Genomic DNA, 18,657 nt, shown 5'->3' on the forward strand with positions numbered 1-18,657 from the left:
TCCTGACCCTAAGAGGCCCATTTCTGGCGCGATTTGCACAGGGGCAAGTGGCGGGGAGCTTGAGATTCGAACCGCTGAGCAACTGCGAACAAATATCCCAAATCTCAAATTCGTGGCAGCACTGTGCGCTGCGCTACCAATCGGCGATGTCTGAAAAAGCTAGAAAAAAGGGGGTGCGTTGCTACCATTTGGCTTGATTGTAAGTGACACAGACCCCTGCCCCCTCACTGTGCAGCGTCCTCGTCAACCCCATCGGTCTATCGGACGTCCTTTCGGTGCTGAAGGTAAACCGACAAATGCTGAAGAATACTGAAGATCACCGTAGACCAAACCGTAGACCTTCTGGTGCCTCTTGACGCCGGATGGTCCGTCACGGTAGCCCTTGTTTCGCTGGGGATACTGGCTGAAGAGGTGCCTGTAGGAGGATCACAACCTCCGTGTGGGAGGGCACCATTTCTTCAGCTAACTCATTGGTATCACTCCAGCTTTTAGCCACTGCTAGGAGCCGTAGACCATGTCGGCTCACGTGACCTCCCTGATCCACTTCCGAAGGACGTCCAAGGGGTAACCTTTGCCGTATCCATGGCCCACGCCATCGGTTTGCCATCCCCCGATCTGATCGACGATGTCCGCAGGACACTCGACAGCCCTTAGCCGGTCCCGCATCGAGTGGCGGAAGCTGTGCATCGAGCATCCTTCAGACACGTGTTCTTTCATCCATTTGTTCAGCGCAGCACTGGCCGCGTTGGCATTGGTCGTGTCTTTCTTGTTGTAGCGCGGGAAGGCAAACTCTGAGGATGTCTTCTGGGCAAGTATGCGGTGCGCTGCCCACAGTGCTTCCCCTTCAAGCGGCACGTCACGTTCGCTGCCTTTGGTCTTGAGACGACGCCATGTGTGCGGGCGGACACGCGCAAACAGCGAACCGTCAGCCGCTTGCATGAAGTCGCCACGGGTCATCCCAATGGCTTCAGCGAGGCGCATCCCGGTGTCAGACACAAGCGCCACAAGCCAGCGCAGGTCGTCATCATGTTCACGACACTTGGACTGCACCGCCTTCAGGTCTTCGACAGAGAAGGGTGCCCGATCTGAGACGCCAGCGTCGCGGTCATAGTAGACGCCCGTGAATGGGTTGTTCAGGGTGAGACCCTGTTCACTAGCCGCAAAGTTGGTCACGGCGCGGACAGTGCCAAACACCCGCGTCATGCTACTGCCTGCCAGACCTCGTGCGATCAGCGCATCACGAAAGGCGTTCGCGTCTGCCTTCGTGTAGGCTTCAAGGTGTTTGTCACCACAGGCGTCGATCACGTAGCCGCAGGACCTCTCTGCAGCCCGTTTGAAGGTGGCAGGGCGGTTCTTGCCTTTCTGTTGCAAGTAGATGCCCACGGCTTCTGACAAAAGCACAGATGACGAGTTGAAGGCGGGTTGGGGTGCGGTGCTGCTTCCAACTCCAGCTTGGCCCATCCTGAGCATATGGTGACCCGGCAGGTCAGCGTCACGCGAACGCAGCAGATACCATTACTCGTCGAGCTGTTCAGCGGCTTTTCTGGCCCGCGCTTCAGCGACCTTTGGTGATTTGGTGCGCAGAGAGTATGCGATGCGAGGTGAAGAATAGTGATGCTTCAGGTCTTTCGGGATTCGACGGCTGAAGTAGAAAACCCCGTCTTTGGTGAAAGTGAACGGGCGTGAAATGGTCTCCGACATGGTCTACGGCTCCTAGCAGTGGCTAAAAGCTGGAGTGATACCAATGAGTTATCTGAAGAAATGGTGCCCCCACACGGACTCGAACCGCGGACCTACTGATTACAAATCAGTTGCTCTACCAGCTGAGCTATAGGGGCTCCGGGGGCGTGATTACTGAGTGTCGCGCGGCTGTGCAAGAGGCAATCTGGCGAATGCACGTGTTTTGCGACCCAAGGTCAATCGCGGTTTCCATCCGGACCTGCGGGCATATAATGCGTCGGCACGATACGACACAAGAACACAGATGCAGGTTGTCCTTCACACGGGTCTTCACCAGACAGACAGCGACCGGCTGTTCAAGACGCTTTTGCGCAACCGTGATGGGCTGCGTCCCGAAGGAGTGGCGATTCCGGGGCCGGGAAAATACCGCAGGCTGATATCCGAGATGCTGAATGCGCTGGGCGATGACGCCGCCGCGCCGGATGCTCGGGACGTGCTGCTCGACAGTATTCTGGACGAGGACACAGGCCATGTGGACCGGCTGATCCTGTCTCATGAAAACCTCTTCTCGGTGCCGAAGATCGCCTTTCAGGGGGGCGCTGTCTACCGCAAGGCCGAGCAGCGGCTGCGCGCCCTGCGGGAAATCTTTGAGGATGACCGACTCGAGGTTTTTCTCGCGCTCCGCAATCCGGCGACTTTTCTTCCTGCGCTATTGGAAGCCACGCCGCATGACGACATGGCACAGCTTCTGCATGGGCTTGATCCGGCCCAGATCAGATGGTCCGACCTGATCGCGCGCATCATCGAGGCCTTGCCGGGTGTGCCCGTCACCGTCTGGTGCGACGAGGACAGCCCATTGATCTGGGGCGAACTGATCCGCGAATTTGCGGGCGTAGAGCCAACACACCCGGTCATCGGAGCCTATTCGCGGATGGCCGAGATCACCTCGCAGGAAGGCATGGAGCGGTTCCGGTCGTTTCTGGCGGAAAAGCCCTATCTGAATGAAATCCAGATTCGCCGGGTCATGGTGGCATTTCTCGAGAAATACGCTGACGAAGAAAAGCTCGTGGATGAATTCGACCTGCCCGGTTGGGATCAGGATCTGATTGCGGATCTGACCGAACAGTATGAGGAAGACCTGTACGATCTGGGCCGGATGCCGAGTGTGACGCTCATCACCCCCTGACCGCCATTGGGGCCGTTCCTCGACGTGGATTTGCGCTGGTCAGTCTTTCGTGTTGAGTTCCCCGCGTCTCGCACGTTTGCTGTTCGGGACCGTTGAAAGGGGGGCGCACATGACGCATCGCAAGCTGTACCTCGGCGCGCTGACCGATAACCGGCGCTGGGACATGGTCTCGATCCGCCCTGATGACGTGTTTGTCGTCACTCCGCCAAAATGCGGAACCACCTGGATGCAGACCATCGTGGCGCTTCTTCTCTCCGGCGATCCCGAAGTCGAAACGGAACTGTCGGTGAAGATGCCTTGGGTCGATATCCGCATCCGTGAGATGTCGGAGGTGGCCGAAAGGCTTGAGGCCATGACGCGCCGCCGCAGCATGAAAAGTCATACGCCTCTGGATGGCCTGCCACTGGACGATCATGCGCAGTATATCTGCGTGTTCCGCCATCCGCTCGATGCGCATATCTCGTTCCGCAAGCATGTCCGGAACATACCGATGCCCTGGTTCGATCACTGGTATCCCGAGGATGACCCCGACGGCGTTGCGTTTCGCCGGTTTCTGGATGGCGGGGCAGAGGGGTTCGATACGGATGCAAACCCTCTTGCCCATATCCTGCAGCACTACAGGGCGGCCAGAGCGCTGTCAGGTCGGCCCAATGTCTCGCTGTTCCACTACGCGGATATGACCCGAGATCTCGCGGCGACGTTCGAACGTCTCTCCGCGCTCCTCGGCACACCACATTCTGACGCTGTGATGGCGCGGCTTGTTGAGGCCGCGACCTTCGAACACATGAAGGCGAATGCGCACCGCTATGCGCCGTCAGGCGGAAAGGGGTTCCTGAAATCGGATGCTGCGTTTTTCAGCAGCGGCACCAACGGGACGTGGAAGGGCCTGCTGTCGGACGCCGAACTGGCCGCTTACGACGCCAGGATGGCGGCAGAGCTTTCCGCCGAGGACAGGGCGTGGCTTGAAGGCGGGGCTTTGGGACAGGAAACCGTCTGAAGCACACCTCCGGGGGCGGTTCAGCGCATTCCCAGCGCTTCCTTGTACATGTCGAGAACCGCTTCCTCTTCGGCAATGTCATCGGGTTCGCGCTTGCGCAGCGCGATCACCTTGCGCATCACCTTGGTGTCGTAGCCACGGGCCTTGGCCTCGGCCATCACCTCTTTCTGCTGGTCGGCGATGTCTTTCTTTTCCGCCTCAAGCCGTTCGAACCGTTCGATGAACTGGCGCAGCTCATCTGCGGTGACGCGGTAGTTGGCTTCGATTGCGCTGTCGTCCATCTGTCGGCTCCTTTTCGGTTCGACTGGTGTCGTAGCGATGGCGGGGCGGGCCTTCAAGGGCTTGTCAGCGGCCGGTCGATGAATTACCGCCCGCGTGATCACCATCACCGCAGGAGCACATCATGGACATACTGATCTGGTCGGGAGCGGCGGTGTCTTTCGCGGGGCTGTGTGGGCTGGTCTACTGTATCCTGCGTGTGAACAAGGCGCGCAAGGCCGGGCTGAGCGATGAAGAGTTGCGCGAACAGGTCAAGGCCGTGATGCCGATCAATCTTGGCTCGCTCTTCGTGTCGGTGCTCGGACTGATGCTTGTGATCCTCGGGATATTCCTCGGCTGATCGCCCCGATGCGCCCGGGACGCCCTAAAGGTCGTCGAAGGTTCGTCCGTATTTGATCAGCTCCGCAAACACCGGATCGGGTGTCCAAAGCTCCCGGTCGGGGTGATCAAGCGATTGCATGGCGCGCTGGGTGGCCAGCAATCCGCCTTCGCCCGCTGCGTGCATCACGCCGCCGCGCCAATTCGGCACCAGGTGAGAAAAGACCGACACCACGTCGATGTCACCCGCGCGCGGCACGACACCCTCACGCAGCGCCTTTGCCCCTTCATTTGCCATCGCCCCCAGAACACAACGCACAATACGGTCAGCCGGCATGTCCGATTGCGGCGCCCGCGCCTGGTTGATCTGGTTCAGGACCTCCGGATCTGGTTCTGCCGCAGCGCCCTCCGTGTGGCGGTAGAAACCGCGGCCATTGGCGCGGCCCTGCCGTCCGGTCTGCAACAGGCGTTCCGACCAGTTCTGCGCGCCATCGGCCCGCGCGTGCGCGGCCCCGACACTGAAGCCAAGGCTGTCGGCGAGTTCGAACGGAGGGTGCGCCATACCCCAGTCGCGCAGCGCGGCGTCGATGGCGAACGGCGACTGTCCCAGATCGACCAACGCATCCGCCGCCCGCAGGAAGGTCTGAATCAGACGGTCATGCAGTCCCGGTCCTGACGTGGTTTGCACCACGGCAAGCTTATGCATCCGCCGGGCAAGCGCCAACCCGGCCAGTCGGTGCGCTTCGCTGCTGTCCGGCCCGAGGATCACTTCAACCAGCCGCGACCGCGACGCAGGCGGTGCGAAATGCAGGGTCAGATGAGGATCGGTGCCCGGCAGGCAATGGGCCACCGGCATATCCGGAGGGATCGGAGCGCCGCGTTGTCCACGCGTGGCGCGCAGGGCAATGTCAGCGCCCGCGATCATGACCTCGGGCGTGCCGTGCCGCAGCAGTTTCTGACTGCGCGCCGCCCGCTCTGCGCTGTAGCGGCCCGCGCGAACGGCCTCTTCGACAGCCGCACGGACTTGGGCAACACTGCCACGCTCCTGTTCCGCGTCCTTGAAGGCCCAGTTGACGGTCACGCCCGCATCCAGTGCCGCGAGCGTAATCTGAACCGCGATCGGGCTTCCGCCGAGAACGAGGATGGTCGACATTTCGGGCAGATCGCTCCGCCGCACCAGCGCCCCGACCGCCTGTTCGGCGTGGAAAAGATGCGACAGCGCCCGTGCCTGATCGGTTTTGGCACAATCCTCGTGCGCAGCTTGTTCAAAACCCAGACTGGCCTCGATGGGCAGCACCAGTGCCGCCTCGACAGCTGCGAGAATGTGTTTCGGGGCGACCTCCGGAGAGACCTCGGCTTTTGTCCGTGCCAAGTTGATGGCGGCCTGATAGGCGCGCGCATCCGCAAACCCGTCGCGCCGGGCTGCTGTCGGTCGGGGCGGAATGTCCGTTAGGGGAACCCGGCCGGCGAACGCGGCGATTGCGTCATCTGCCGAACCATCGAAAAGGTCATCTGCCAGCAGGGACAGCTTGCCATGTGTGATCGGAAGAAGCGCTCCCCCCAAAAGCATCTCCAACGCCATCTCGCCACCCACCAGTCGCGGCAGGCGCTGGGTTGCCCCCGCGCTTGGGACAACACCCAGCCGGGCATTGGGAAATCCGATCCGCGTGTTTTTGTGGATCAGGCGGTAATGCGCGGCCAGCGCAAGCTCAACGCCCGCCCCGACGACCGCTCCACTCAGGACAGCGACAACCGGCTTGGGGCACTGCTCCATGCGCAGGCAGAGGTCTGCAAGAAGGTTGTCGCGATCATCTCCACCGCCCAGCGGATCGGTGATGCCCGAGGGAAACACCGGACCCTGTCCCCGGATGACGATGAGGCGCACATCGTCCTGCGCGGCAATCCGGGCGAGCGCCATGTCCAGCGCAACCAAACCCGCATGGGTAAGTCGCGCACCGGGTCCGGCGTCCAGCGCAATCTGCGCGACCCCGTCTTCGACCGAAATGTCGGTTCCTCTGCCCATCCGCTGCTCCGATGGCCTCTGGTAGCGGTTTCGCCCGTTCTATGAGCAGCATTAGAGGTCAAACAGGCCGATCTGGCAAGAATCCCGGCTTATTTGCCGCGTTGGTGCATCATTCGCGCGACATCCAACATCCGGGCCGAAAAGCCCCATTCGTTATCATACCACCCGAAAATGCGGATCTGATCGCCCGTGGCGAGCGTTTCATTCGGCGCGATGACCAGTGATTCGGTCCGTGCGCGCAGGTCCACGGACACACATGGATCTTCGACAAGGCCAATCACCGGGTTGGCCTCGGCCAGCGCGCGCAACGCGGTTGCGGGGTCCTGTGGCGGGGTGCGAAGGCGCACGACAAGATCCACCGCAGACACGCTGATCGCGGGCACGCGGACGGCTGCACCAGTCACGCGCCCGGCCAGATCCGGCAGAACGCGGTCGATAAGCTTGGCGGCACTTGTGGTGGTTGGCACCATGCTGACCGCCCCCGCGCGGTTGCGCGCAAGGTCCGGGCCGCGCGGCGCGTCGACCATCGGCTGGCTTCCGGTATAACAGTGGATCGTGGTCATGTGTCCCTGGATCAGCCCGTACCGCGTGTCCAGATCCCGCAGAAGCGGGGCAAGCGCATTCGTGGTGCAGGACGCGTTCGAGACCACCCGACTGTCGCCGATCTGGTCCTCGTTTGCGCCTCGGACAATGGTGATGTCCGCAATCTCTGACGGTCCCGAGATCAGCACCGCACGCGCTCCTGCGGTCAATGCAGCTTCCGCTGTTTCGCGGTCCTTGAGCGCTCCGGTGCAGTCCAGAACCAGATCGACATCTTCAAGCGGCAGGTCCGCCATCCGGACGCCGGTCAGCAGCGGGATCGCGCGTCCTGCGGCCTGCAACAGACCGTCCTGATAGGTCACACCGCCAGGCAGGGGCCCGAAAACGCTGTCATACTTGAACAGGTACGCGCATGTATCCGGCTGGGCGAGATCATTGACCGCAACAACCTCGATATCGGCATGGTCCGGCGTCGTCAGGATTTGCCGCAGGATGACCCGCCCGATCCGTCCGAACCCGTGTATGACGATACGCATGGTGACTGTCCTTTGCCGTTTGCACTCGAACTGTGCGATACGGCTTGCATTTCAACGCTTATTTTTTCACATTGTAAAAATCTTTTTTGTATCGAGACAATGCAGGGTGCAGAGGCGCGCATGAATGCAGAAACCGGACCAGAGCGGCGGGCGCGGGGGCGACCGCGGGCCTGGGGCGACACCACCGAGCAGAACAAGATCAAATCGCTTGATCGCGCACTGGTTATTCTGGAACGGCTCAGTGAATGGGGCGGTGCGACGCTGACCGATCTCTCTGAAGATCTAAAGCAGTCACCGGCCACCGTCTACCGCGTGCTCTACACGTTCGAAGCGCGTGGCATGGTCGATTTCGACCCGGTGGCGCAGACATGGCATATCGGGGCAGGGGCCTTTCACATCGGTTCGCGCTTCCTGCGCCGCACGTCGCTTGTCGAGCGCGCGCGCCCGTTCCTGCGGGAATTGATGCGGAAAACCGAGGAAACCGCGAACCTTGGTATCTCGCGCGACGGGATGGTGCTGTTCCTGAGTCAGGTCGAAACCCACCACAACATCCGCGCTTTCTTTCCGCCGGGCACCATGTCCCCGATGCACTCTTCTGGCATCGGCAAGGCCCTTCTGGCTCAGATGGACGACAAGGAGGTTGCGGCCATCATCCGCAAGCACAAGCTGACCGCTTTCACCGAACACACTCTGGTCACGCCCGAGGCGCTGATGTCGGATCTGGAAGCGACCAGAAAGCGTGGCTATGCGTTTGATGCGGAAGAGAAAAACGATGGCATGCGGTGCATTGCAGCGCCGGTGTTCGACATGCATGGCGAACCCATCGCAGGGGTGTCGATCTCGGGCCCATCAGCCCGAATCCCGGACGAGCGGATCGAAAGCCTCGGTGCGGATGTCCGTGACACGGCGGCCAAACTGACCGCCGCGCTTGGTGGGCCGTCGGATTAGGCGACGTTTCTGAGGCCGATTTTTGGGGTCACACCCAACGCATGGCACACATCGCGTGTCAGTTCCGGCCGGTTCAGCGTGTAGAAATGCAGCGTGTCCACGCCGCCGTCGATCAGGTCGGAACACAGTTCCGTGCAGATCGCGGTGGCAAGCAGGTCTTCCCGACCGTCGCGTTCCGCCTTCTCGAACGCATCCACGACCCAGGCCGGGATATGCGTGCCGCAGCGCTGCGCAAAGCGCACGGCGCCCTTCCAGTTCTCGATTGGCAGAATGCCCGGAGTCACCGGCTTGTCGATTCCCGCCTTTTCGCAGGCATCCCGGAAACGGAAGAAGGTCTCGGCCTCGAAGAAGAACTGCGTCAGTGCCTCGGACGCACCGGCATCGAATTTGCGCTTGAGATACGCGACATCCGCCTGCTCATCTGCCGCTTCGGGGTGGGTGTCGGGGTAGGCGCCGACACGGATGTTGAAATCACCCGCCGCGCTCAGACCTTCGATCAGATCAACGCTCGACGCAAACCCGTCCGGGTGAGCCACAAACCCGTCTGACCCCTTGGGCGGATCGCCCCGAAGCGCAACGATATCGGTCACACCGGCCGCTGCGAAGTCCTGCGCGATGGCAAGCGTTTCGGCGCGGGTCGCATTCACGCAGGTCAGATGCGCCGCGACCGGCAACCCCGAGGATTTGTGCAGCGTCGCCACCGCCTCGCGTGTCAGGTCGCGGGTCGTGCCGCCGGCACCATAGGTCACCGACACAAAGCGCGGCTGAAGCGGCGCAAGCACCTGAACAGTGTCCCAAAGCCGAAACGAGGCTTCCAGAGACTGCGGCGGGAAGAATTCGAAAGAAACGGACGGAACTGGCATCGTCATAATCCTTGATGGCGTTGAAGCTCTTGTCGCACGTGCAGCATTGTGAGACAAACTCATAAATCTAATCTTCAACATGAGAACGATTGATAATGCATATCGAGTTTCGGCACCTTCGCACCATCAAGGCGATCCATGAATGTGGCGGCGTTGCGCGGGCGGCGGATCAGCTCAATATCACCCAATCGGCGCTGAGCCATCAGATCAAGGCGCTCGAGGATCAGGCGGGGGTGGAACTGTTCGTGCGCCGCTCCAAACCGATGCGCCTGTCGGCGGCGGGGATGCGGCTCCTGCGTCTGGCCAATCAGGTTCTGCCTCAGGTCGAGGCGCTGGCCGCTGAATTCGAAGGGCTGCGGGACGGATCATCGGGGCGGATGCACATCGCCATCGAATGCCACGCCTGTTTCGAGTGGCTTTTCCCTGTGCTGGAGGCGTTCCGCAAAAGCTGGCCTGACGTGGATGTGGACATCCGTCCGGGCCTCGCCTTCGATGCCCTGCCGGCGCTGATCAAGGAAGAGGTCGATCTTGTCGTGTCCTCGGATCCCGAGGACATCCCTGGCGTTACCTTCACGGAACTCTTTGATTACAATGCTGTTTTCGTTGCGTCCGCGTCGCATCCGCTTGCGGAGAAACCCTATGTCGAGGCCGAGGATTTCCGCGGGCAGACGCTGATCACCTATCCGGTCGAACGCACCCGCCTTGACGTATTCAGCCAGTTGCTGATCCCTGCCAAGGTCGAACCGGCCTCAGTTCGGCAGGTGGAGCTGACCGCTGTCATCCTGCTGCTCGTCGCGTCGAACAGGGGGGTGTCGGTGCTGCCCGACTGGGTCGTGCGAGAGGTCAAATACAGTTCCGATTACGTGACCCGTCCTCTGACGGAACACGGAATCACACGGCGTCTTTATGCTGCCACCCGGACGGCAGACATAGAGAAGCCATTTGTGGCTGAGTTGATCCGGCTCGCCCGTCAGGAGGCGCGCCGGTTGCAGACGGCCTGAGGACTCAGAGCGCGGTGATGTTCGACGCCATCATCCGGCCATCGCGGCCCTCGGTCATGTCATAGCTGACCTTCTGGTTGTCGCTCAGCCCGTCCATACCGGATTGCTGCACTGCGGAAATGTGTACGAACACATCCTTGCCGCCATCCTCGGGGGAAATGAACCCGTAACCCTTTGTGGCGTTAAACCATTTCACGGTACCGTTCGGCATGATCCCGTGTCTCCTTCTGTCGTCACTTCCGGCCTCGACGGGCCACTCTTGTTGCGACCGGGACGGCAATCTGCGACACCCCGTCACAGAGTAAGAGATTGGCCGATGCGGCGCGAAGGCAAGAGCGCATTGCGCTTTTTACCTGCAACGCCGCACCGGTCGCTGCAGGCAAGAAAGGGACGGGAATGATCCTCTACGGACTGAAGAATTGCGATACCTGCCGTAAGGCTTTGAAGGCGCTGCCAAATGCCGAACTGGTTGATGTTTCGGTCACCCCCGTTCCCGAAGCCACGCTGGACCGCGCCCTTGCCGAATTTGGTGAAAAAACACTGAACACCCGCTCTACAACCTGGCGTTCCCTCGACGATGCCGAAAGGGCTAAGGACCCCAAGACACTCCTGCTGGCGCATCCGAAGCTGATGAAGCGGCCGCTGATCGCAGAGGACGACAATCTCTACCTCGGTTGGGACAAGGCCACCCAGGCAGCGCTTCTCGGCTAGTCGCGCATCTGCAGCTGGTGCAGCGAAGCATAGGTACCTGACTGCGCGAGCAGTGCGTCATGGGTGCCCTGTTCGATCACGCGCCCCTGATCCATCACGACGATCTTGTGCGCGTCCCGCACGGTCGACAGCCTGTGCGCAATCACCAGCGTGGTCCGGCCTTTGGAAAGCTCGTCCAGCGCGTCCTGAACCTTGGCCTCTGATCGGGTGTCGAGCGCGGACGTCGCTTCGTCCAGCAGGAGAATCGGCCGGTCACGCAACAGGGCGCGCGCAATCGCGACCCGCTGGCGCTGCCCACCCGAAAGCGCCGAACCGCGTGGCCCGACCGGCGTGTTCAAACCGTCGGCCAGCTGCGGAAGAAAATCCGATACATGTGCCGCATCCAGCGCGCGTTTCAGGTCTGCATCGGACACATCCGTCTGTCCCAGCAGGATGTTCTCAAGAACCGTGTCGTCGAACAGCAGGGCCTCCTGCGACACGACGGAAAACAGCCCGCGCAGATCGTCAAGCGCCATATCCGACACGGCCACGCCTCCGATCAGAACCTCACCCTTGGAAGGATCGACAAGACGGGTCAGCACGTTGAAAATCGTTGACTTTCCGGCGCCCGAGGCACCGACAAGAGCGGTGGTTTTTCCGGCTTCGGCGGTGAAACTGCACCCGTCAAGAACGGTCTTGTCGCCATAGCTGAGTGAGACATCCGCAAGCGCGATCTCCGGCACACCTTCGGGGGCCGGTTTCGGCTGTGCGGGGCTGCGCAGCTCGGGAACGGTGTCCAGGATCTGTCGGATACGCTCGATCCCGGCCGCCGCCACCTGCCAGACGCCCGCGACGTTGCCGAGCCGGCGCAGAGGTTCGAACGCCAGACCGATCGCGGTGAAGAAGGCCATGAAATCGCCCACGGTCTTGTCACCCGAGAGGATCTCGTTGCCCCCGTAAAACAGAACTCCCATGAACCCGAGACCGGCCATGATATCGATCATTCCGGGAATGGTTGCCTGTCCCAGCGCAGTCCGGGTTTCGACCTTGACCCGCTCTTCCGTCAAGGTGCGGTAGCGCTCGGACTGGTAGCGCTCCAGCGCGTTCAGTTTGACCGGAACAATCCCGTGAAACGCCTCATTGAGCCGGACTGACAGCTTCGCCGCCACGTCGCGTGCCCGGCGTGCTTTCTTCCGCACATAGCGTTGCAGCACCATGGATGGTGCAACCAGAACCGGCGCACCCAGCAGGGCAACGACGGTCCAGCGCCAGTCCACCGAAATCGCCACGGCGAACAGGGAAACGAGCGCAATCACATCACGCCCGGCGCCTGTGATGATCGTGCGCCAGACCTTGCTGATCGCGTCCACATCCCCCTCGACCCGTTGCATCAGGTATCCGGGTGAATGGGTCTGATGATAAGCCGTGTCCAGCACCATCAGATGGCTCAGCAGATCCTGCCGGATATCGGCGACAGACAGTTGCGAGATCCGCGTCAGCAGCACCTTCTGAACGATGCTCGCCACCGCGCGAACCACAAAAATCCCCAGAAACAACAGGCCGACCCAGACAATCGCGTCGGCTTCGCCGCCCACGAAAACCCGGTCGAACATCGGCTTCATCATGTAGGACAGTGCACCGAACATGCCGCCTTCCAGCGCCATGAACACCATGGCGACGATCAGCAGCCGCCAGTGTTTCGCAAGATAGCCGCGCCACACCCAGAGCAGCAGACCGCGCGGGTTGACCTTGGCCTCGGTCACGACACCAGAGCCGCCGGCAGAGACAGGGCCTCCGCCGGCACCTTCCCGTCGAAACCGGCCTGAATGGTCTTTCCGTCGTATTCGGTCCGGATCCACTCTTCGAACCCGATGGGCTGCCGGGCATTGCGCGCGGCATAGACATCGAGGATGTAATCCTGAACGCCGGTCGCGGTAAAATCGAGGTGGATGTATTTCAGCGAGAGCTGCGTGCGCGCCACTTCGACCGGCTGGTTTTCGAACACCATGAGGTAAAGAGCAGCAACGAACCCGGCACGGTCAGCACCGGACTTGCAATGAAACACGAACGGCTTTTCCGCCTGCCGCAACGTGTCGATCACATGCACGATCTTCTTGCGGCTGACGGCGCTGCGCGCCTGCAGCTTGGCGTTCAGCAACGTCAGGCCAAGCGCCTCGCAGGTTTCTTGCTCGAACAGGTAATGGGCGTATTTGTCCTCGCCCCGCAGGTTCACCACCGTACGGATGCCCATCGCCTTGTATTTCTCGAACCGCCGGTGCGTCGGCTGATTGGACCGGTACACGTCGGGCGCGACCTCAAAGAAATTGGTCCAGAACGTCCGCAGGAAGGCGTGATCGAAAACGTGGTAATGAAAGGTCGACCACCGCCGCGCCCGCGGATCGGTGATGTCCTTGCCAAAGGACCGGCGCAGCTTGCGCTCGGCATCTTCGATTTTTGTCCAAAGCTGTCCCAGCATCCGGTCCCTTTCGCGTCAGGCGCGGATGTAGAGACTGCGGCGCGCGCTGGCAAGCACCGCGCGTTATTGACGGTGCGGCTGGGCGGGGTAGGGTGCGCGCAACCCTGCGCTTCGGCAGGGAATCCCCATCCTGTCGAGGTTGCTCATGTCGCTTGCCCACGGTCGCACCTATCTTGCCATCCCCGGTCCCTCGGTCGTGCCCGATGCGGTGCTGCGGTCAATGCACCGTGCGTCCCCCAACATCTACGAAGGCGAACTTCCGGACATGATGCCGGACCTGCTGCGCGATCTCAAAAAGGTTGCCGGGACCAACGGACACGCGGCCATCTACATCTGCAACGGCCACGGCGCATGGGAAGCCGCGCTCGCAAACACCGTGGCGGCCGGCGAAAAGGTGATGGTGCTGGCCACCGGATTTTTCGCCATGGCCTGGAGCCGCATCGCCGAAGCCCGCGGGATCGTCGTCGATGTGCTGGATTTCGGCAATGGCGGCACCTTTGACCTTGCCCGGGTCGAAGAGACGCTGAGGGCGGACAGCGCCCACGGATACAAGGCCGTTCTGGCGGTGCATGTGGACACGTCCAGTTCAAACCGCAACGAATACCTGCCGCTGCGCCGGATCCTCGATGAATTGAACCACCCGGCGCTGCTGATGGCGGATTGCATCGCGTCGATGGCCTGTGACCGGTTCGAGATGGATGCCTGGGGTGTCGATGTCGCGGTCACCGGTTCACAGAAGGGGCTGATGTGCCCGCCGGGATTGGGCTTCGTCTTCTTCAACGACAAGGCCGCCGAACAACGCCGCGCGTTGAAGCTGGTCAGCACCTACTGGGACTGGACCCAGCGCGCGGCCCCGGAAGCCTTCTACCAGTATTTCAGTGGCACCGCGCCGACACACCACATCTATGGTCTGCGCACCGCGCTGGACATGATCCATGCCGAAGGAATGGAAGCGATCTGGGACCGTCATGCGGCGCTCGCCGGCGCGATCTGGGCGGCGGTTGAACATTGGGGACAGGACGGGCCGTTGCGGCTCAACATCGCGGACCGTGCGCTGCGCAGTCATGCGGTCACAGCGCTGTCGATCGGCAAGCCATCCGGAGCTGAGCTGCGCCGTTGGTGTGCCGACCAGGCGGGTGTCACGCTGGGCATCGGGCTGGGCATGGCAAATGATGACGATCCGCTGGGGGAAGGCTACTTCCGGTTCGGACATATGGGCCATGTGAACGCCCACATGATCCTCGGTCTGCTGGGCGTGGTCGAGGCCGGTCTGGGGGCGCTCGGAATTCCGCACCGCGCCGGGGGAGTCACCGAGGCGGCCAAAGCGCTCTCAGCCGTCTGAGGGCCACTGGATTTCGCGGCTGGCGCGGTACTGCTCAAGCCGCGTGATGCCCTGATTGAGGGCCCATCCGGTCAGGATCACCGCGGCCAGGCCGAAATGGGCCCAGATCACTCCAAGAATCCACAGAAGGTTGACGAATATCAGGATCAGGTTTGCGGTCGTGTAATCCTCGACCCGTTTGGGATGGCGATGCTCCATCTGTGCCTCCACAGGCAGTCACTTGTCTCTACTGCGACATAATAGCGCAGAAAGCCGGTCCGTCAGCGGTAATCTGGCGGAAACCCCATAATTTTTCGTGAATGTGGCGCTATGCCTGTTTTTGCGCCGTTTCCAGCGCCCGGGGCAGAGCCGCCTCAAGGATATCGAGGTCTGCGGGACGTCCCGCGCTGATACGGATGCAGCGGTCTCCTGGAGAGACAAAGGGCATCCGAACGAACACCCCCTGATCGACCAGCGCGGCCAGAACGGCTTTGGCAAAGGCCCCGTCGCGACCGCAGTCGACGGTGACGAAATTCGTGGCCGAGGGCAGCGGCGTCAGACCATTGGCCCGGGCGATATCCGCAATCCGGTCGCGCGCGTCTTCGACAAGAGCAATGACCTCCTCAAGCCACGCTTCGTCCTCATGGGCGGCCAGCGCGCCAGCCTGCGAAATGCGCGACATGCCGAAATGATTGCGGACCTTGTCGAAACTCTTGATCAACTCCGGAGCGCCGATCCCGTAGCCCACCCGGGCACCGGCCATGCCGAAGGCTTTGGAAAAGGTGCGCATGCGGATCACACGCGGATCATCCGCGTCGATGTCGGGTGCCGTGCCGTCGGGCGCGAATTCGATATAGGCCTCGTCCAGCAGCAGGAGCGTACCATCCGGCAGGGAGTCCAGCGCCTTTTCGATCTTTGCTCCGCTGTGCCAACTGCCCATCGGATTGTCGGGGTTCGACAGGTAGACGATCTTGGCCTCGACCTCGATCGCCTTCGCCATCAGCGCGTCGATGTCTTCGTGGTCGTCGTGGAACGGCACCTTGTGCAGGGTCCCGCCATAGCCGACAACGTGGTAGTTGAACGTCGGATAAGCTCCGTCGGAGGTGACCACGGGATCTCCCGGCGCGATGAGAAGACGGACGAGATATCCCAGAAGACCGTCGATACCCTCGCCGATGATGATGTTGTCGGGGCGCACACCCAAACGGGCCGATATGGCTTGGATCAGATCGTAATTCGTCGCATCGGCATATTGCCAGCACTGGCCGGCCGCATCCTGCATGGCCGCCACGGCAAAAGGTGAGGGCCCGAAAACACTTTCATTGGCACCCAGCCGTGCCAGAAACGGCGCACCGCGCTGGCGCTCCTGCACTTCGGGGCCGACGAAGGGCACGGTGGAGGGCAGTTTGGCGATCAGGTCGGGATATCTGGGTCCGGTCATACGTTGTGTATGCCAAGCGCCGTGCAGTTGAACAAGCGTCATTGCTCACTCCGGGATCGAATCCTCCGAAACGCAGGATCGGCTCTCACTCCCGTCGTTCCTGGGGGCAGGCAACACGCCAAGCATATCTGGACGCTCCCGATTTTTCGGCGAAAAATCGGGGCTGCGCGGAATTGTATTGAATAAACCTTAACAAAGCGTTCGCTGGGCTCCTGAGATCGGTTTGTTTTCGGGAGGCGCGGGGCGCTCTGGACAGAGGTAGGTCAGAGCCTCTGACGCAATGTTTCGCGCGCGAAACATTAGGTCCGAACCGGACCTGACCCGTGCGGCTTGACCCGCCGGGGCCAAGCGGCCACTTATCGACCAGAGCAGCACGAGACCAAGATGGCCCAAACCCCACCGCCTTTTGCCCCGTTCGAATGGATGATCGCATGGCGTTACCTGCGCGCCCGCCGGGCCGAAGGCGGCGTGAGCGTCATGACATGGATCAGCCTGATCGGCATCACTCTTGCAGTGTTCGCCCTGATTGCCACGCTGGCCGTGCGCTCCGGGTTTCGCGCCGAATTCGTCGATACGATTCTCGGCTCAAACGCCCATGTGACCGTCTACTACACACAGCAAACCGACGAATTCGGACGCTCCAGTCGGACCATCGCCGACTACGAAACGCTGGCGCAGGCTGTTGGGTCTGTCCCCGGTGTCACCCGTGCGGCCCCCTTGGTGAAGGGGCAGGTCATGGCCACGGCCAACAGCCGCAACGCCGGTGTCGAAGTGTTCGGGATCGCCCTGGAGGACCTCGCCACCATCCCGCGCATCGCCGACCCCGACAACGCGCGCGGCGAGCTGACCCGCTTTTCCGAGGGCATCGCCATCGGATCCGGCGTGGCGCGCGAAATCGGCGTTACGCTGGGCGACAAGGTCAAACTGATCTCACCCGACGGGGTCAAAACCGCCTTCGGCACAAGCCCGCGCGTCAAGGCCTACGAGGTGGTCTACATCTTCACCGCCGGGCGCTATGACATCGACCGCACGCGCGTCTACATGCCCTTTGGCGAGGCGCAGCTCTACTTCAACCGCGAGGGCGTGGCCGACGAGATCGAAGTGATGGTCGCCGATCCTGACCGGGTCGAAGAGATGACGCTTCCGATCGTTCAGGCCGGAGGACAGCGCGCACTGGTCTGGACATGGCAGGACGCCAGCGGCGGCTTCCTCCGGGCGCTCGAGATCGAGGACAACGTGATGTTCATCATCCTGTCGATCCTCGTGCTGATCGCCGCCATGAATATCGTCTCGGGCCTGATCATGCTGGTCAAGAACAAGGGCCGCGACATCGGTATCCTGCGCACGATGGGCCTGACAGAAGGTGCCGTACTGCGGGTGTTTTTCATCTGCGGGGCCTTCACCGGCATACTCGGGACCGTGGCCGGGGTGATCCTGGGATGCCTGTTTGCGCTCTACATAGATCCGATCTTTTCTTTCGTGAACTATGTCGCAGGCGGCGGTGTCTGGGACCCGGCAGTGCGCGGAATTTATGAGTTGCCCGCGCAACTGCGCCTGCCTGATGTGCTCAGCGCCATCGCGCTGTCGCTTGGGCTCAGCTTCATCGTGACGATCTTCCCCGCCCGGCGGGCTGCGCGGATGAACCCGGTCGAGGCGCTGCGCTATGAATGACGTCTCATTGCGACTGACCGGCATCACCAAGTCCTACAACGCTGGCACAGCTGCGGCGGTCGACGTGCTGCGCGGGGTGGATGTGTCGCTGACCAAAGGCGAAGTGGTGGCACTGGTGGCGCCGTCCGGTGCAGGAAAATCGACCCTGCTGCACATTGCCGGTCTGCTGGACACGCCTGATGCCGGGACGGTCGAGATCGGCGGAACGGATGTGACGGGCGCGCCGGATCGGCGGCGCACGCTTGTCCGGCGGGACGAGGTCGGGTTCGTCTATCAGTTCCATCATCTGCTGCCCGAATTCAGCGCGCAGGAAAACATCGTGCTGCCGCAACTTGCCGCCGGAGTCGCGCGCCGCGATGCCGATGCGCGTGCGAAGGAGCTTCTCGGGATCGTCGGCATCGCCGCACGCGCGGATCACCGGCCGGCAGCATTGTCGGGTGGAGAGCAGCAGAGGGTGGCGTTCTGCCGGGCGCTGGCCAACCGGCCTTCGGTGCTTCTGGCGGACGAGCCGACCGGGAATCTCGATCCCGCAACCTCGGACACGGTGTTTGACGCGCTTATGACTCTGGTCCGGGAAACCGGGTTGTCGGCGCTGATCGCCACGCACAACATGGAGTTGGCGGCGAAGATGGACCGCCAGCTGCGGTTGGATCAGGGGGTCCTGTCCCCGGCTTGACCTCCGGGCCG

The 18,657-nt window shown here is 61.8% G+C and carries 21 protein-coding genes and 1 tRNA gene; 10 read left to right on the plus strand and 12 right to left on the minus strand.

The features are described 5' to 3' along the window. On the plus strand, nucleotides 1-197 hold a 197-nt coding region (locus tag MGEO_RS21785), incomplete at its 5' end, for a hypothetical protein (protein WP_233140013.1). Between the two features lie 325 nt (nucleotides 198-522). Here MGEO_RS21785 and MGEO_RS18950 read toward each other — a convergent pair. The 3 genes from MGEO_RS18950 to MGEO_RS18955 form a co-directional block, all read right to left on the minus strand. After that, on the minus strand, nucleotides 523-1,383 hold the full coding sequence (locus tag MGEO_RS18950; protein WP_233140014.1) for a site-specific integrase: 861 nt from the start codon (nucleotides 1,381-1,383) through the stop codon (nucleotides 523-525). Nucleotides 1,384-1,515: 132 nt separating this feature from the next. After that, the gene (locus MGEO_RS21790) at nucleotides 1,516-1,701 is read right to left on the minus strand and encodes a DUF6538 domain-containing protein (RefSeq protein WP_233140015.1); all 186 of its coding nucleotides are present in this window, start codon (nucleotides 1,699-1,701) and stop codon (nucleotides 1,516-1,518) included. Between the two features lie 61 nt (nucleotides 1,702-1,762). After that, nucleotides 1,763-1,838, minus strand: a tRNA-Thr gene (locus tag MGEO_RS18955). A 146-nt stretch (nucleotides 1,839-1,984) separates the two neighbouring features. On the opposite strand from MGEO_RS18955, the gene MGEO_RS18960 reads away from it, so the two are divergent. Beyond that, entirely contained in the window at nucleotides 1,985-2,866 is an 882-nt protein-coding gene (locus tag MGEO_RS18960) for a hypothetical protein (RefSeq protein WP_085641311.1), read from the plus strand. Nucleotides 2,867-2,975: 109 nt separating this feature from the next. Beyond that, a complete protein-coding gene (locus MGEO_RS18965) occupies nucleotides 2,976-3,863 on the plus strand; it encodes a sulfotransferase domain-containing protein (protein ID WP_085641312.1) in 888 nt (295 codons plus the stop codon). A 20-nt stretch (nucleotides 3,864-3,883) separates the two neighbouring features. Here MGEO_RS18965 and MGEO_RS18970 read toward each other — a convergent pair whose 3' ends face one another. Next, complete coding sequence (locus MGEO_RS18970; RefSeq protein WP_072776423.1) at nucleotides 3,884-4,144, minus strand: DUF2312 domain-containing protein; 261 nt, start codon at nucleotides 4,142-4,144, stop codon at nucleotides 3,884-3,886. A gap of 122 nt (nucleotides 4,145-4,266) precedes the next feature. Here MGEO_RS18970 and MGEO_RS18975 point away from each other — a divergent pair, with 122 nt between their 5' ends. Continuing rightward, the gene (locus MGEO_RS18975; RefSeq protein WP_085641313.1) at nucleotides 4,267-4,482 is read left to right on the plus strand and encodes a hypothetical protein; all 216 of its coding nucleotides are present in this window, start codon (nucleotides 4,267-4,269) and stop codon (nucleotides 4,480-4,482) included. A gap of 24 nt (nucleotides 4,483-4,506) precedes the next feature. Here the strand turns inward: MGEO_RS18975 and MGEO_RS18980 are convergent, their stop codons facing one another. Together MGEO_RS18980 and MGEO_RS18985 are read right to left on the minus strand one after the other, a co-directional pair. Beyond that, the gene (locus MGEO_RS18980; RefSeq protein WP_085641314.1) at nucleotides 4,507-6,483 is read right to left on the minus strand and encodes an enoyl-CoA hydratase-related protein; all 1,977 of its coding nucleotides are present in this window, start codon (nucleotides 6,481-6,483) and stop codon (nucleotides 4,507-4,509) included. A gap of 89 nt (nucleotides 6,484-6,572) precedes the next feature. Then, the gene (locus MGEO_RS18985; RefSeq protein ID WP_085641315.1) at nucleotides 6,573-7,559 is read right to left on the minus strand and encodes a type I glyceraldehyde-3-phosphate dehydrogenase; all 987 of its coding nucleotides are present in this window, start codon (nucleotides 7,557-7,559) and stop codon (nucleotides 6,573-6,575) included. A 120-nt stretch (nucleotides 7,560-7,679) separates the two neighbouring features. Between MGEO_RS18985 and bhcR the strand changes: the two genes are divergently transcribed. Continuing rightward, nucleotides 7,680-8,507: an HTH-type transcriptional regulator BhcR gene (gene bhcR, locus MGEO_RS18990; RefSeq protein ID WP_085641344.1), complete on the plus strand. Its 828-nt coding sequence runs from the start codon at nucleotides 7,680-7,682 to the stop codon at nucleotides 8,505-8,507. On the opposite strand, the gene metF is transcribed toward bhcR, so the two are convergent. Beyond that, the gene (metF, locus tag MGEO_RS18995) at nucleotides 8,504-9,370 is read right to left on the minus strand and encodes a methylenetetrahydrofolate reductase [NAD(P)H] (RefSeq protein WP_085641345.1); all 867 of its coding nucleotides are present in this window, start codon (nucleotides 9,368-9,370) and stop codon (nucleotides 8,504-8,506) included. The genes bhcR and metF overlap by 4 nt on opposite strands. Nucleotides 9,371-9,465: 95 nt before the next feature. Here metF and MGEO_RS19000 point away from each other — a divergent pair, with 95 nt between their 5' ends. Then, complete coding sequence (locus tag MGEO_RS19000; protein ID WP_085641316.1) at nucleotides 9,466-10,371, plus strand: LysR family transcriptional regulator; 906 nt, start codon at nucleotides 9,466-9,468, stop codon at nucleotides 10,369-10,371. Nucleotides 10,372-10,375: 4 nt separating this feature from the next. Here the strand turns inward: MGEO_RS19000 and MGEO_RS19005 are convergent, their stop codons facing one another. Continuing rightward, complete coding sequence (locus MGEO_RS19005) at nucleotides 10,376-10,582, minus strand: cold-shock protein (protein WP_085641317.1); 207 nt, start codon at nucleotides 10,580-10,582, stop codon at nucleotides 10,376-10,378. A gap of 185 nt (nucleotides 10,583-10,767) precedes the next feature. Between MGEO_RS19005 and MGEO_RS19010 the strand changes: the two genes are divergently transcribed. Continuing rightward, entirely contained in the window at nucleotides 10,768-11,082 is a 315-nt protein-coding gene (locus MGEO_RS19010; protein ID WP_085641318.1) for an arsenate reductase family protein, read from the plus strand. On the opposite strand, the gene MGEO_RS19015 is transcribed toward MGEO_RS19010, so the two are convergent. Next, nucleotides 11,079-12,824, minus strand: coding sequence for an ABC transporter ATP-binding protein (locus MGEO_RS19015; RefSeq protein ID WP_233140016.1), 1,746 nt, complete (start codon nucleotides 12,822-12,824; stop codon nucleotides 11,079-11,081). The two genes, MGEO_RS19010 and MGEO_RS19015, sit on opposite strands and share 4 nt — an antisense overlap. Continuing rightward, nucleotides 12,821-13,537: a phosphatase domain-containing protein gene (locus tag MGEO_RS19020; protein ID WP_085641319.1), complete on the minus strand. Its 717-nt coding sequence runs from the start codon at nucleotides 13,535-13,537 to the stop codon at nucleotides 12,821-12,823. Before MGEO_RS19020 ends, MGEO_RS19015 begins: the two co-directional genes overlap by 4 nt. A 145-nt stretch (nucleotides 13,538-13,682) precedes the next feature. Here MGEO_RS19020 and MGEO_RS19025 point away from each other — a divergent pair, with 145 nt between their 5' ends. Further along, a complete protein-coding gene (locus tag MGEO_RS19025) occupies nucleotides 13,683-14,879 on the plus strand; it encodes a pyridoxal-phosphate-dependent aminotransferase family protein (protein ID WP_085641320.1) in 1,197 nt (398 codons plus the stop codon). Here the strand turns inward: MGEO_RS19025 and MGEO_RS19030 are convergent. Both MGEO_RS19030 and MGEO_RS19035 read right to left on the minus strand, forming a co-directional pair. Further along, nucleotides 14,868-15,077: a hypothetical protein gene (locus MGEO_RS19030; RefSeq protein WP_085641321.1), complete on the minus strand. Its 210-nt coding sequence runs from the start codon at nucleotides 15,075-15,077 to the stop codon at nucleotides 14,868-14,870. The genes MGEO_RS19025 and MGEO_RS19030 overlap by 12 nt on opposite strands. A gap of 109 nt (nucleotides 15,078-15,186) precedes the next feature. After that, a complete protein-coding gene (locus MGEO_RS19035) occupies nucleotides 15,187-16,299 on the minus strand; it encodes a pyridoxal phosphate-dependent aminotransferase (RefSeq protein ID WP_085641347.1) in 1,113 nt (370 codons plus the stop codon). A gap of 384 nt (nucleotides 16,300-16,683) precedes the next feature. On the opposite strand from MGEO_RS19035, the gene MGEO_RS19040 reads away from it, so the two are divergent. Both MGEO_RS19040 and MGEO_RS19045 read left to right on the plus strand, forming a co-directional pair. Then, nucleotides 16,684-17,970: a lipoprotein-releasing ABC transporter permease subunit gene (locus MGEO_RS19040; RefSeq protein WP_085641322.1), complete on the plus strand. Its 1,287-nt coding sequence runs from the start codon at nucleotides 16,684-16,686 to the stop codon at nucleotides 17,968-17,970. After that, nucleotides 17,963-18,646, plus strand: a complete 684-nt coding sequence (locus MGEO_RS19045; protein ID WP_085641323.1) for an ABC transporter ATP-binding protein — start codon at nucleotides 17,963-17,965, stop codon at nucleotides 18,644-18,646. The genes MGEO_RS19040 and MGEO_RS19045 overlap by 8 nt, the downstream gene beginning before the upstream one ends. The last annotated feature ends 11 nt before the right edge of the window (nucleotides 18,647-18,657 follow it).

Source organism: Marivita geojedonensis (genome assembly GCF_002115805.1).
In the GTDB taxonomy this organism is placed as follows: Bacteria; Pseudomonadota; Alphaproteobacteria; order Rhodobacterales; family Rhodobacteraceae; genus Marivita; species Marivita geojedonensis.

Bases quoted from the DNA above. Each gene is read 5' to 3' on its own strand.
- MGEO_RS19040 (WP_085641322.1), top strand. From the start codon at position 16,684: ATGGCCCAAACCCCACCGCCTTTTGCCCCGTTCGAATGGATGATCGCA.
- MGEO_RS18960 (WP_085641311.1), top strand. From the start codon at position 1,985: ATGCAGGTTGTCCTTCACACGGGTCTTCACCAGACAGACAGCGACCGG.
- MGEO_RS19010 (WP_085641318.1), top strand. From the start codon at position 10,768: ATGATCCTCTACGGACTGAAGAATTGCGATACCTGCCGTAAGGCTTTG.
- MGEO_RS18975 (WP_085641313.1), top strand. From the start codon at position 4,267: ATGGACATACTGATCTGGTCGGGAGCGGCGGTGTCTTTCGCGGGGCTG.
- MGEO_RS18980 (WP_085641314.1), bottom strand. From the start codon at position 6,483: ATGGGCAGAGGAACCGACATTTCGGTCGAAGACGGGGTCGCGCAGATT.
- MGEO_RS19035 (WP_085641347.1), bottom strand. From the start codon at position 16,299: ATGACCGGACCCAGATATCCCGACCTGATCGCCAAACTGCCCTCCACC.
- MGEO_RS19045 (WP_085641323.1), top strand. From the start codon at position 17,963: ATGAATGACGTCTCATTGCGACTGACCGGCATCACCAAGTCCTACAAC.
- MGEO_RS18965 (WP_085641312.1), top strand. From the start codon at position 2,976: ATGACGCATCGCAAGCTGTACCTCGGCGCGCTGACCGATAACCGGCGC.
- MGEO_RS19030 (WP_085641321.1), bottom strand. From the start codon at position 15,077: ATGGAGCATCGCCATCCCAAACGGGTCGAGGATTACACGACCGCAAAC.
- MGEO_RS19000 (WP_085641316.1), top strand. From the start codon at position 9,466: ATGCATATCGAGTTTCGGCACCTTCGCACCATCAAGGCGATCCATGAA.
- MGEO_RS19020 (WP_085641319.1), bottom strand. From the start codon at position 13,537: ATGCTGGGACAGCTTTGGACAAAAATCGAAGATGCCGAGCGCAAGCTG.
- MGEO_RS21790 (WP_233140015.1), bottom strand. From the start codon at position 1,701: ATGTCGGAGACCATTTCACGCCCGTTCACTTTCACCAAAGACGGGGTT.
- MGEO_RS18970 (WP_072776423.1), bottom strand. From the start codon at position 4,144: ATGGACGACAGCGCAATCGAAGCCAACTACCGCGTCACCGCAGATGAG.
- bhcR (WP_085641344.1), top strand. From the start codon at position 7,680: ATGAATGCAGAAACCGGACCAGAGCGGCGGGCGCGGGGGCGACCGCGG.
- MGEO_RS19005 (WP_085641317.1), bottom strand. From the start codon at position 10,582: ATGCCGAACGGTACCGTGAAATGGTTTAACGCCACAAAGGGTTACGGG.
- metF (WP_085641345.1), bottom strand. From the start codon at position 9,370: ATGCCAGTTCCGTCCGTTTCTTTCGAATTCTTCCCGCCGCAGTCTCTG.
- MGEO_RS18985 (WP_085641315.1), bottom strand. From the start codon at position 7,559: ATGCGTATCGTCATACACGGGTTCGGACGGATCGGGCGGGTCATCCTG.
- MGEO_RS19025 (WP_085641320.1), top strand. From the start codon at position 13,683: ATGTCGCTTGCCCACGGTCGCACCTATCTTGCCATCCCCGGTCCCTCG.